The organism is Nostoc sp. UHCC 0302, from assembly GCF_038096175.1.
GTDB lineage: Bacteria > Cyanobacteriota > Cyanobacteriia > Cyanobacteriales > Nostocaceae > UHCC-0302.
This window is the reverse complement of record NZ_CP151099.1, coordinates 1271629-1283761: the sequence shown is the minus strand read 5'-3', so window position 1 is coordinate 1283761 and position 12133 is coordinate 1271629. Positions and strand designations below refer to the sequence as shown.

The following is a 12133-nucleotide window of genomic DNA, read 5'->3' as shown; positions in this document are numbered from 1 at the left end:
CAAAACTATTGCCTAGACTGAATTTGCTTCACTAAATCATTGAAAGGTTGCCAATTATCTTCTTGGGCGATCGCTTCCCAAATAGATTCAATTACAGGCCTTAATAATACAGTTTTCGGATTATGATCAGCCAATGTTTGAGCAATTCCATCAATACTGCTGAGGTCAAAATCATTCAAAATTTTATGGTACAGTATGCACCAATTATCAAAAATTGCTGAAGCTCCTGGTACTGGCACAATATCTGAAGCATTCAGCACAAAAGCTGGTTCATCTCGCCATTTGGATGAAAAAGTGCGAGCCATTTCATAAAAGAACTGGTGATAACCTATTTGGCTATCTTGTAAAAAATCAAGCGTTAAATTCACAAGTTCTTCTGTTTGTGGATGTTGTAACTCTTTAAACCCCAACTTTTTCAACATCAAAGACCTGTATTCAGCTTGATAGTACTCATCAAATCTGGCTAATCCAGCCTCCAAATCACCTTGATCAATAATCGACTTTAAAGGTTCTTGGAGCATTTCTAAATTCAACTTGCAAATGCTTGGTTGATAGCTGTAAGAATAGCGTCCATAATAGTCAAAATACGCAGCTATAAAATAAGGGTCATAAGTAGGGATAAACGCATAAGGGCCATAGTCAAAACTTTCCCCCGTAATCGACATATTGTCAGTATTGAGGACTGCATGACAAAAGCCAGCAGCCATCCACTGTGCTACTAATTCGGCAATCCGTTTAACTAATTGGGCGTAAAACAGGGCATATTTATCTTTTTCAGTGCTTAAGTCTTGGTAATACTGCTCAATTACGTGATTTAATAGCTTTTGAATCAAATCTGGGCGCTGGAAATAGTGCAGGCGCTCAAACGTGCCAAACCGAATATGAGAACTGCTCATCCTGATCATCACAGATGAGCGTGTAGGTGAAGGTTCATCGCCTCGCCAAAGGGATAAACCTGTTTCAATCATCGTTAGACAGCGGGAGGTACGTACACCCAAGTAGTGCAGGGCTTCTGCTGCCAAAACTTCCCGCACGCCGCCTTTAAGTGTGAGCATACCGTCGCCACCACGGGAGTAGGGCGTCCTACCAGAACCTTTTGTGCCAAAGTCGTATAATTCGCCATTAGTGGCGCGTACTTGCCCATAGAGAAAGCCTCTGCCATCACCCAACTGCCGATTATATTCACCAAATTGATAGCCGTGGTAACGTAGCGCTAATAAGGGTTTGCGCCCTTCAAATTTGCCAAAGGCTGTGATGAAATCTTCGTCTGTGACTGCTTGGGGGTCTAGCCCCAAAATGGGTAGCAATTCATCGTTGCGCCAACGTAGGAGGTGTTGGGGAAATTCTGCCGCTGCAACTTCGTCGTAGTAGTCATCGCCTAGAGATTCTAAGGCTGGTTCGTAGTTGAGGGTAAGAAAAGGATTGCTAGAATTCTTGTCGTTTGGAGTTTCAGCCAGAGTCATTACGAGCAAAGCTTAATTCATTCTTCCCTTAATACTACCTCTAGCGCCACCATAGACGCATAAAGTAACTCATATAGCAAAATTCTGGATTTAGAGGAAGCTGTATGGTGAACGAGTCCGCTTTTATAGGGAATTTCCACGCCTGTTATCCTTCCTTAAGCCGCGCAAAGCGCATCTACGGGTGTCTATAAGTCGGCAGAGCCGCCCTCAACTTTCCAAGACAGAGGCGCAGAGAAAAAGTCTCAAATTAAGACTTTTACAAGATGTCCAAATATTAAAAAATTTCTTAATTTTCAATTATTATCAAGAATATTTGTCTGCTTGCCACTTAGGATTTGTCAGACTTGTAAGAATATGATCTTCCCATTGTCCATTAATCAACAAATAGTCTCTAGCATATCCTTCAACAACAAAACCGAGCCTTTTAAGTACATTACCACTTCGCCGATTGTGGGGCATATAATTAGCCATAATCCGGTGAAGATTTAATTCTTGAAATACATAATCAGTAGCTACTTTTAATGCTTCTGTCATATAACCTTTGCCTTGCTTGGACTCAGCAAGGCTATATCCTACGTAGCAAAAATGAGCAGCACCTTGAATAAAATTACTAAAGTTGATAGTTCCAATAATTTTACTTGGAGCTTTTTTAGTACAAATAAATAATTTTAATGATTGGTCATTAATAAATTCTAGAAAGCTGTTCTCTATTTGATACTGCCAATACTCTTCAGTAAAAAAACTCTCAGCCCAACGTGGGTAAAATGGAGTAAGATAGGTTTTGTTCTCTGTGAAGTATTTGACAATTTGGGGTATATCTTCTTGGATTGCTACTCGTAATAATAGGCGATCGCTAGTAATTAGTGGCAGTTCTGATTTCATAGACTACATCATTAACGGGATGTGTTCCAGGCACATTCTTGGGATTTTGTAACTTCTCTCATCCCTACGGCGCTGGGCTGAAATTCTTTGTCAAAAATAGTTAGGCTATTATAGCAGGATTTATTCAGGTTAGCATTAGTAAAATTCACGTCCCGTAAGTCTGTACCACGCAAATCTGCACCAGCTAGATTAGTACCTTGTAAGTTTGCAGACCTTAAACTTATACCTTGTAGGTTAGCACCGACAAGATTTGCTCCCAAAAGTAAAGATGGTTGCTTTCTTGATGAGATTTGTAATAAACCTGTATCTTGCAAAAACATGATAATATAACGTTTGCGTTTTGAGTCTAGCTCTTGTAAGGTCGTCTGAGTCATTGCCCGAAAAATTGGTGATTTGTCTTTAATTTGTTTAGAATTTTCTTCGGAAATTACCTGCGTCATCATCTTTAGGTAATCGGTTAAAATAGCTTGACGATGATAATCAACAGTTACATCAAAATTACCTGCTAATCCTGACAATTGGTATATTGGTTGGCTTAATCCGTATGTGAAATTTCCCACAATCAGTAAGAAAAATATCGCTGAAGCAGTAATTAATGCTGCAATGACCGCAACTATTGCTGCCTTCGGTATTTCACTGGAAACAATAATTGATTTTACAATTTCTTTAATTTTGGCAACGCATCCGTCAAGGTCTGCGGATTTTTTGGTAGAAGAGACTTCATGAATTTTAAGGATTTCCTTACGCTCTGTTTTCATTTATTTGGTAATTTGTAGAGAAATGTGATGCAGTTTACAAAAATAAAATAAGCGTTATCCATAACTCATGAATTTAGGAACGCTCGATTTTGTTGTATTGCAATTAAAAAAAATTAACTAAATAGATATAAGTATTTTGTCAAAATCGTTACGCTTTTGCCTACTTGCAACTGTAAAAGCGAGTATTTTTCTTATTAATCTGCCATACAACCAAAATCTTGATAAGCTGATTTCTAATATCTAGAGCGAAAGGATTCAGACCTAATGAATGATAAAACACAGTCTGTGGCATAACTTCGATGATATCGCTTTGCTCAAACGCTGTATTTTAAAAGATTTAAGCAAAAGATAGCTCTTGATAAATCCAATCTACAAGAAGGATAGATATCGGTGGTAATACGCTACGATTGGCAGGAAGCAGAGATTAGGGCGATATATGATACGCCATTGCTAGAGCTTATTTATCAAGCTGCTAGTGTACATCGCCAATATCATGACCCAAAAAAAATCCAAGTCTGTAAACTAATCTCTATTAAAACAGGAGGTTGTCCAGAAGATTGTAGCTACTGCGCCCAATCTTCTCGTTATAAAACAGAGGTAAAGCCGCAAGCACTCCTAGAAAAAGAAACTGTAGTTAGCATCGCCCAAAAAGCCAAAGAAACGGGAATAAGTCGCATCTGCATGGGTGCTGCTTGGCGTGAAGTTCGGGATAACTCACAATTTGAGGAAGTCCTGGAAATGGTCAAGGACGTAACTGCAATGGGTTTAGAAGTATGTTGCACCTTGGGTATGCTAACGGCAAATCAGGCAAGGCGATTAGAAGAAGCGGGGCTGTACGCCTATAACCACAACTTGGATACGTCCCAGGAATATTACAGCACGATTATTACTACAAGAACATATGGCGATCGCCTAAACACAATTGAGAATGTCCGGCAGACAAATGTTACTGTATGCTCTGGCGGTATTCTCGGTTTGGGCGAAACTGTCAATGACCGTGTATCTATGTTACACACTCTGGTAAATTTAGCTCCGCATCCAGAGTCAGTGCCAATTAATATTCTCTCCCAAGTATCAGGTACACCCTTAGAAAATCAGCCCGATGTCCCCATTTGGGATGTTGTACGGATGATTGCCACAGCAAGAATTTTAATGCCAGCTTCCGATGTCCGTCTCAGCGCTGGTAGGGCTAGACTTTCCCAAGTAGAACAAGCTTTTTGCTTCATGGCAGGAGCTAATTCTATATTTTCCAGCGACGACAACAAGATGTTAACAGTGACTACACCCTGTCCAGATTATGATACCGACCGGGAAATGCTGAATTTACTTGGTTTAGAAATGCGTCCTCCTTCCCAAAGGCCAGAAAAGGTAGTAAGTCCGGCTGTTGTGGGATAAAGGGAGTAATAGAGCGGAGACAAGAGAGAAATGATTAATAACTCCTGTAAAGACGCGTAGACGCTCGAAGAGCGGCTTCTCGTAAGAGTATAATCGCGTCTCTCTTAGTTGAACTATGTAAATACTATTTTTCTGGGATGGGCATCTCGCCTATCCCTATTTATTTGAGGGCAAGCAGGATGCCTGCCCCACGAGAATCACAGGTTAAACGTATCTCTCGACTAAATTATCTTGGCAGTACGCAGACCGAAGAATAGACCGAGAGCTAACCCAAAGAACAAACCTAAGAAGCCAATATAAGCGATCACTGCAAACATTTATCTTTCTCCACAATACTTCACTAAATCTATTGAATCATTAGTTATTGGTCATTTGCCATTTGTCATTGGTCATTGGTCATTGGTCATTGGTCATTTGTCAGTAGTTATTATCCCTCTCTCCCCTGCTCCCCCTTGTCTCCCACTCCCCACTCTCCCAGATTGCGATAGAATACCAGCGCACGGGCGCTATGGGGTTGGGTAATGAGTTCTGTAATTAAGGTAAATCTACCAGAGCAGTCTTATGAGATTGCGATCGCATCTTCAAGCTTAGATCAACTGGGCCAACAGATGGCTGCTTTGAATCTAGGCAAGAAAGTACTGCTGGTTTCTAATCCGACGATTTTTAAACATTATGGAGCAAGAGCGATCGCATCGCTGAACTCTGCTGGATTTGAAGTTGCTACTTGCACTCTTCCACCAGGAGAACGCTACAAAACTCTCAACTCAATTCAAAAAATCTACGATGCAGCCCTAGAAAACCGCCTAGAACGTTCTTCGACGATGGTGGCTTTGGGAGGTGGTGTAATTGGCGATATGACTGGCTTTGCAGCGGCAACTTGGTTACGAGGAATTAATGTAGTACAAGTGCCTACCACTCTCTTGGCAATGGTGGACTCGGCAATTGGTGGCAAAACAGGCGTGAATCATCCCCACGGCAAAAACTTGATTGGGGCATTTCATCAACCGCGTTTGGTATTAATTGACCCAGAAGTGTTAAAAAGTTTGCCCATGCGCGAATTTCGGGCGGGAATGGCGGAGGTCATCAAGTACGGCATAATTTGGGATGCCGAATTGTTTACCCAATTGGAAGATAGTAAACGTCTTGACCAACTCCGCTATCTAAAAACCGACCTGATAAACCTTATATTAACGCACTCTTGCCAAGCTAAAGCCGATGTTGTTAGTAAAGATGAAAAAGAAGCTGGATTAAGGGCGATTCTCAACTATGGACATACCATCGGTCATGCAGTCGAAAGCTTGACTGGTTATCGTTTAGTCAATCACGGTGAAGCAGTTGCTATTGGCATGGTAGCAGCCGGGCAGATTGCTGTAGATTTGGGAATGTGGCAAAAAGAAGATGCAGAACGTCAAAACGCCCTGATTCAAAAAACGGGTTTACCGACTCAGTTACCAGATGGGCTAGATATAGAAGCAATTATTGAGGCTTTGCAATTAGACAAGAAAGTTAAAGCAGGTCAAGTACGATTTGTTTTACCAACCCAGATTGGTGTAGTAACAGTCACCGACCAAGTGCCATCTGATACAATTCGGCAGGTTTTACAGAAGATGTAATTTGTATGGGGCATTGGGCATGGGACATTGGTTATTTTCTTTGTACCCCTAACTCTCTGCTCTCTGCTTTTCTTCACCTTCTCCACAAATTTGCTACATCTTACGAGAATTTACGCATTGTGTTTCTGTGATTTTTCTGCGATTATCCTTAACATGGATTTTAAATACAGTATTCCGATAGATTTACCGTATTTTAGAACAACCTTAAAAAGGAGAATCTCCATGAGATTAAGATCCAGTCGGGCAAAGTTGAAGAACCCAAAGTTTCTTCACCCCAAGTTTTTTACCTTGGTAGTAGTGTTCCTTGACTGTGCGATCGCTACGGAGAATTAGTATGATGTCTCCTAATAAAGCTATAAAACCTGAACCAGTTCATAGTCGAATTCTCGTACCTCAGCGGTATCACAGACAACCTGTAATTTCCCGGCTAGTTTCTCGATATGGTTTAACTGTCAATATCAAAGCTGCATTCCTAGTATCAAATAATGATAGTGATGGCTGGTTTGACTTGGATTTATCAGGCAACGCGCAAGAAATTACAAATGGTCTATCATATCTGCAAGGATTGGGAGTGAATTTAGTGCAACTTGCGATCGCCAACCACATTCAACCTAAGCAAAACTCGCAGCCTTTCCCCAATTTGGGTAGCAAATTGACACCTAGAGAATCTGCATGGTTAACAAATCAATGGCAAGAAGAATTTCAGCGATGGATTTCTATAGGTCAAACCAATCGACTACGCTTGCAGCTTTGCATCTCAAAAACCTATCATGAGAAACCTGTAATTTCTGAGTTAGTTTCTGGTTATGGATTAACAGTCAATATTACCAGTGCGCTGTTAAATCCTACTATTCAAGATGATGGCTGGTTTGGATTAGATTTGTGGGGCAAAACGAAGCAACTCCACTCCAGTCTGTGTTACCTAGAAAAATTGGGGCTACCAATTTGGCTGGATTTTTCTAGTGTATATACTGAGGTTTTGCACCATTATAAACAAAATTAAAGTAAATATTATAGCTTGTAGCGATATCTGTATAAATTATTTTCACAGTTGTATAATAACTTTAGCTGACGAGCAGACATCATTCTGAGAAAAGGCAGTGATATTTTAGATATGTGTCAAAGTTTCCAGCAGCTTATAAAATAGCACGGAAATAGTAGCTGTAAAATAGAATGCACAACATCAAAAATTGAAGTAGATAATTAGATATAAGGTGTCAACCAGTAAGTGTTTTTCAGCCAAGATGAAATTTAGCAGCCCAAAAGCTTATCCTCTCTAGCTTTGAACTCTTTTAAAGAATTTTGTGGTTGACACCCAACCTCTAAACCCTTATCAGAACAGCTTTTGAGTTGATTTGTCTCTCTTGCTCTCTTGACGAGCAAACTGCTGAAAAGCTATATTATCTCCAGGTTGATACCTTTGAACCTTGAAAACTAAACATAGTAAGGCTTGTAGACCCCAGCGTTCCAATTACTTAAAATCCCTATTAGGGATTGAAACTAAGCGTATAGCTTTCTTTTGCTCGCATGAATAAGTTCCAATTACTTAAAATCCCTATTAGGGATTGAAACTATCGATGGGATTTATGGAGCATTTCTACTTAAAAGTTCCAATTACTTAAAATCCCTATTAGGGATTGAAACCAATATATTCGACACTCTGAATTACTGCGTCAGGGCGTCCCAGTTCCAATTACTTAAAATCCCTATTAGGGATTGAAACAAAGGAGCTTACCTGAGAGGCACTAGGGGAGAGGGTTCCAATTACTTAAAATCCCTATTAGGGATTGAAACTAACAATGTTTTTCAATCCGGGAACGGAATTAATGTTCCAATTACTTAAAATCCCTATTAGGGATTGAAACTCGGTGCGCCGTAAATATTGCGGAATTGCTTTTTGTTCCAATTACTTAAAATCCCTATTAGGGATTGAAACACAATTTAAAAGTTGATCGGCTCTACCCTGGTAGGTTCCAATTACTTAAAATCCCTATTAGGGATTGAAACCCACTTGTAAAACTATCAAATGGTGTAGAAGAAAGTTCCAATTACTTAAAATCCCTATTAGGGATTGAAACAATTGCAGCAATTGAAAAAGCCTCATGTATGACCCGTTCCAATTACTTAAAATCCCTATTAGGGATTGAAACCTTGCCATCTTTGCCTGGTTTACCATCCTTGCCCGGTTCCAATTACTTAAAATCCCTATTAGGGATTGAAACTAATTTAAGACGAAGTAGGAATTATGTCTATGACGTTCCAATTACTTAAAATCCCTATTAGGGATTGAAACACAATTAATTAATTGATCCGCTCTGCCTTGGTAGGTTCCAATTACTTAAAATCCCTATTAGGGATTGAAACCTCTAGCCCTGCCTGCTTGCCCTTGGGCGGCATTGTTCCAATTACTTAAAATCCCTATTAGGGATTGAAACCCGACAAGGTAATGGAAGGCTTCTACAAGTCCCTGAGTTCCAATTACTTAAAATCCCTATTAGGGATTGAAACAAGCAGGATTATGTTAAGGCTGTTGTTGCTCAGGTTCCAATTACTTAAAATCCCTATTAGGGATTGAAACCTACATTTCTCCTGAATACATCAAAATCCAAAAAGTTCCAATTACTTAAAATCCCTATTAGGGATTGAAACACCGAGTACTTAGAAAGCAATGGTATCATTGCTGGTTCCAATTACTTAAAATCCCTATTAACCCAAGTTGCGAGTAATAGGGATTGAAGCCAACTTACTGACCACTAAGTTTACACGCTATTGTCTTTTGTTTATACTTACACTGGCTTGGGTTGAAACCAACTTACTGGCCACTAAGTTTACACCGTTAAGCCAGCTGATGATATATCATCAAACTTTAGCCAGTATTAGGAGTAGCTCTGATGCCGACGATTCATTTAATAGATGGGGAAAAAGGCGGAGTAGGGAAGTCTCTAGTAGCACGGACAATGATTCAGTACTATCTGGATAAAAAAATTCCCTTTGTACCAGTAGAAACCGATAGGTCAAATCCAGATGTAGCGGGAGTATATAAGGAAATATGCCAGTATGCAGTATTTAGTGAGAACGAACGGCAGGCTGATAAAGCAGATAGAATTTTTGAAATAGCAACAACTAAGCCAGTAGTGGTGAATCTAGCAGCACAATCTCATAGAGCAGTAAAAGAGTGGATAGAGAGAAATCAGTTAATTGAATTAGGAAATATAGAGGGAGTAACTTTTTGTAAGTGGTTTGTATCTACTGGGGGATATGACAGTCTAAACCTCTTTGGGCAGTCGGTGAATAACTACGGAGAGAAAATCCCTCATGTGATGGTACGCAACTTTGGGCTATGCGATGATTGGTCACACGTAGAATCAGATGCAAGTTTACAGAATTTAATAAAAAAGTATAAAGTAAACGTCATAGATTTTCCGAAGCTAGCGTATAAAGAAAGAAACATAATAGACCAAAACCGAATGACATTTGCAGAGGCAAGAGAGAATAAAGAATTTGGAATTATAGGAAGACAGAGAGTAGTAAACTTTTTGAAACTTGCCTATGCTGCATTTGAAAAGGTAGGAATTTGGTATGAAGAAGTTAAATAAGAAAGAAATAAAATGTCAGTTTCTGAGGGCGAATGGAGAACCCAGTTCAAAGTCTCCAGAGCGCAACAAAACAAGCTTAAAAAGCAATACGGTTCAGATGAGACCAAAACACTCGTAGAGACGGCGATTTATCGCGTCTCGAAAACCCAAAATTTTGTATGAGTAGCCCTTAACTGAACCGTATTGGCTTAAAAAGCTTCTGGGTAAATTGGAAAACTTAAAACCAATACAATTTTACTAAAAGTTTTCGGATTGTGATGCCGAGCTACTTAGTACATTAAGTAAAAATAATACAGTAACTTAATCTTTGGAATGGGAGTTTGAAGGTTTTTCAGCTTGGTGATCGCTTTCCACACTACCCCAGCATAATAACTTACGGCGCTTACACTATCGAATAACACCATAACAGAACAGCTTGAGTCATTTCAAGACACTGACCTTCATACTGCCCCAAATTCTGGTAGTTCAATCCAAAAGCGGCTACCTTGACCGACTTCTGACTCCATGCCAACTTGGCCGCCCATACGTTCAATGCCTTTACGGACGATCGCTAATCCAATTCCTGTACCAGGATAAGCTTCCATGCTGTGCAGACGCTCAAAAACGCCAAAAATTCGCTCCCAATACTGCGCTTGTATACCTATTCCATTGTCTTCTACCCACAAACGTACAGAGCGTTCGCGGTGTTCAGTCCATATCCGGACTTGGGGTTGTACTCCAGGCGCTACAAATTTGATGGCATTAGTTAGTAGATTTGTAACAATTTGCTCAACGGTGCGGTAGTTTCCTACTACTTCCAGCAGGGGTTGAGCGATGGTTACTTGAGCTTGCTTTTCTTGCAGAGATGACTCTAGTTGCGTCAGCACCTGCGTTACCAAGGAGTTGAGGTTAATTGGCTGGAGTGGTAAATCAACGCGACTCAAGCGGCTGTAGTCTAACAAGTCTACAAGCAGGTTATCCATCCGCTCGACGCTACTGGCGATGCGATGAAGTAAATCTTGCCCGACTGAATTTAATGCCGTATCATAGTCCTCTAACAAAATAGTGGCAAATCCCCGCATAGCACGCAAAGGCTCTTGTAAGTCATGGGAGATAGAGTAGGCAAAAGCTTCTAAAGCACTATTCGCTTCTTCAAGCTGATGTGTGCGATTATGAACTAATAGTTCGAGTTGTTCTGTGTATTGCTGTAATTCCTCACGTAGCCGGGATTGCTGAATTGCGATCGCTAGCTGATTTGCAACCTCGTGGGCAATTTCCACATCTTCATCATTTAATGATTTTGGCTCAATTGCTCCTACATTCAAAGAACCGATGAGCTGTCCTTGAGCAATCACAGGCACATTCATGATGAAGCGAATGCCTTGATCAAATAATAGTTGCCAAACACGATAGGGTCTGGGATGCTCAGCTAGATTTTCAATGATGATCACCTCGTTTTTTTGCAAAGTTTCAATGTCGCCAAAATCTTGCAACGAGAAAGTTTCACCGATGCCAAAGCCAATTTCATCGTTAGAGTGAACAGCCAGTACAGTTGCTTGCTGACGCTCCCAATCAAACAACATCACATCTAGCAGCTGACAAGGAAGTAATGGATAAGTAAAAGTCAGAGCCGCTTCGGCAATTCCAGGGGGAGAGATGGCTCGCAGAATCGAGCGGTCTAGCTCTTGTAAGGTCTGTAATCTGGTAGCATAACGTTTAAGCGCTTGTTCCGCGCGTTTGCGTCCAGTGATGTCTTCTACTAGCCCATCAATCACCGGATCTCCATCAGTGGTACTTAAGGTTTCATTTACTGAAACCCAGATGGTAGAACCATCTGCTCTGCGTAGCTTTAATTCTCGTTCTCGTCTTTGCTTTGGTGTAATCTCACTCAATGTCGAAAAAATTTGCTCAAACCCACTATTAGACTTCAGCTCGTCTAAAGTATTCAGTCCCAAAACCCTGAGAAATGCGCTGTTGACTTCTAGCTCTCGTTTGTCGGGAATTGCCCGAAACACGCCGACGTTGAGTTGATTGAGTAGAGATTGGAGACGGTTCTCTAAAAAGCTGGCTCTACGTCGAGTTTCGTTGCGTTCTAAGACAGACCTGACAGTTGCTGATAGCCGAAGCAGATGCTTAGGTGACTTGAGGATATAATCATCGAGTCCATTTTTCATTGCCTCAACAGCAACCTCCTGAGTGCCTGTATTCGTAAACATAATCACAGGGCGTTCAGGGTAACGTTCCTTCAAAATACGTAATATATCGATACCAGTAGTCCAACGGAGTTGATAATCGGTAATCGTTAAGTCAAAGTCACCTGCTACTGCTTGCTCAAACTCTTCTGGTTCACCCACCTCCACAACCACTACACCAGGAAACTCGCGGCGCATCTCTCGAATAATCATGAAGCGGTCATTTGTATCGTCGTCAATGATCAGAATATGCAT

The 12133-nt window shown here is 40.6% G+C and carries 10 protein-coding genes and 1 CRISPR repeat array; of the genes, 5 read left to right on the top strand and 5 right to left on the bottom strand.

Features of this window, described 5'->3' with window-relative positions; all coding sequences use genetic code 11:
- Positions 1-5 precede the first annotated feature (5 nt).
- The 3 genes from WKK05_RS05300 to WKK05_RS05290 form a co-directional block, all read right to left on the bottom strand.
- Positions 6-1463, bottom strand: a complete 1458-nt coding sequence (locus tag WKK05_RS05300) for a YdiU family protein (RefSeq protein ID WP_341528728.1) — start codon at positions 1461-1463, stop codon at positions 6-8.
- 303 nt (positions 1464-1766) lie between these two features.
- A complete protein-coding gene (gene rimJ, locus WKK05_RS05295) occupies positions 1767-2345 on the bottom strand; it encodes a ribosomal protein S5-alanine N-acetyltransferase (protein WP_341528727.1) in 579 nt (192 codons plus the stop codon).
- An 11-nt stretch (positions 2346-2356) separates the two neighbouring features.
- Positions 2357-3103, bottom strand: coding sequence for a pentapeptide repeat-containing protein (locus WKK05_RS05290; protein ID WP_341528726.1), 747 nt, complete (start codon positions 3101-3103; stop codon positions 2357-2359).
- A 384-nt stretch (positions 3104-3487) separates the two neighbouring features.
- Here WKK05_RS05290 and bioB point away from each other — a divergent pair, with 384 nt between their 5' ends.
- Positions 3488-4498 carry a biotin synthase BioB gene (gene bioB / locus WKK05_RS05285; protein WP_341531027.1) on the top strand — a complete coding sequence of 337 codons (1011 nt, stop codon included), beginning with the start codon at positions 3488-3490 and terminating at the stop codon, positions 4496-4498.
- Positions 4499-4719: 221 nt separating this feature from the next.
- On the opposite strand, the gene petL is transcribed toward bioB, so the two are convergent.
- Positions 4720-4815, bottom strand: coding sequence for a cytochrome b6-f complex subunit PetL (petL, locus tag WKK05_RS05280; RefSeq protein ID WP_341528725.1), 96 nt, complete (start codon positions 4813-4815; stop codon positions 4720-4722).
- Positions 4816-5019: 204 nt separating this feature from the next.
- On the opposite strand from petL, the gene aroB reads away from it, so the two are divergent.
- The 4 genes from aroB (at position 5020) to WKK05_RS05260 (ending at position 9869) form a co-directional block, all read left to right on the top strand.
- Complete coding sequence (aroB, locus tag WKK05_RS05275; RefSeq protein ID WP_341528724.1) at positions 5020-6111, top strand: 3-dehydroquinate synthase; 1092 nt, start codon at positions 5020-5022, stop codon at positions 6109-6111.
- Between the two features lie 337 nt (positions 6112-6448).
- A complete protein-coding gene (locus WKK05_RS05270) occupies positions 6449-7114 on the top strand; it encodes an NIL domain-containing protein (protein ID WP_341531026.1) in 666 nt (221 codons plus the stop codon).
- Between the two features lie 461 nt (positions 7115-7575).
- Positions 7576-8831: direct repeats of the CRISPR family, unit length 37 nt; unit sequence GTTCCAATTACTTAAAATCCCTATTAGGGATTGAAAC.
- A gap of 171 nt (positions 8832-9002) precedes the next feature.
- A complete protein-coding gene (locus WKK05_RS05265) occupies positions 9003-9707 on the top strand; it encodes a mobilization protein (protein ID WP_341528723.1) in 705 nt (234 codons plus the stop codon).
- A gap of 12 nt (positions 9708-9719) precedes the next feature.
- Positions 9720-9869: a hypothetical protein gene (locus WKK05_RS05260; protein ID WP_341528722.1), complete on the top strand. Its 150-nt coding sequence runs from the start codon at positions 9720-9722 to the stop codon at positions 9867-9869.
- A 278-nt stretch (positions 9870-10147) separates the two neighbouring features.
- Here the strand turns inward: WKK05_RS05260 and WKK05_RS05255 are convergent, their stop codons facing one another.
- The gene (locus WKK05_RS05255; RefSeq protein WP_341528721.1) at positions 10148-12133 is read right to left on the bottom strand and encodes an ATP-binding protein; all 1986 of its coding nucleotides are present in this window, start codon (positions 12131-12133) and stop codon (positions 10148-10150) included.

Coding starts and splice junctions, on each gene's coding strand:
- WKK05_RS05300 (WP_341528728.1), bottom strand. CDS start 1,463: ATGACTCTGGCTGAAACTCCAAACGACAAGAATTCTAGCAATCCTTTT.
- rimJ (WP_341528727.1), bottom strand. CDS start 2,345: ATGAAATCAGAACTGCCACTAATTACTAGCGATCGCCTATTATTACGA.
- WKK05_RS05290 (WP_341528726.1), bottom strand. CDS start 3,103: ATGAAAACAGAGCGTAAGGAAATCCTTAAAATTCATGAAGTCTCTTCT.
- petL (WP_341528725.1), bottom strand. CDS start 4,815: ATGTTTGCAGTGATCGCTTATATTGGCTTCTTAGGTTTGTTCTTTGGG.
- aroB (WP_341528724.1), top strand. CDS start 5,020: ATGAGTTCTGTAATTAAGGTAAATCTACCAGAGCAGTCTTATGAGATT.
- WKK05_RS05270 (WP_341531026.1), top strand. CDS start 6,449: ATGTCTCCTAATAAAGCTATAAAACCTGAACCAGTTCATAGTCGAATT.
- WKK05_RS05265 (WP_341528723.1), top strand. CDS start 9,003: ATGCCGACGATTCATTTAATAGATGGGGAAAAAGGCGGAGTAGGGAAG.
- WKK05_RS05260 (WP_341528722.1), top strand. CDS start 9,720: ATGTCAGTTTCTGAGGGCGAATGGAGAACCCAGTTCAAAGTCTCCAGA.
- WKK05_RS05255 (WP_341528721.1), bottom strand. CDS start 12,133: ATGCATATTCTGATCATTGACGACGATACAAATGACCGCTTCATGATT.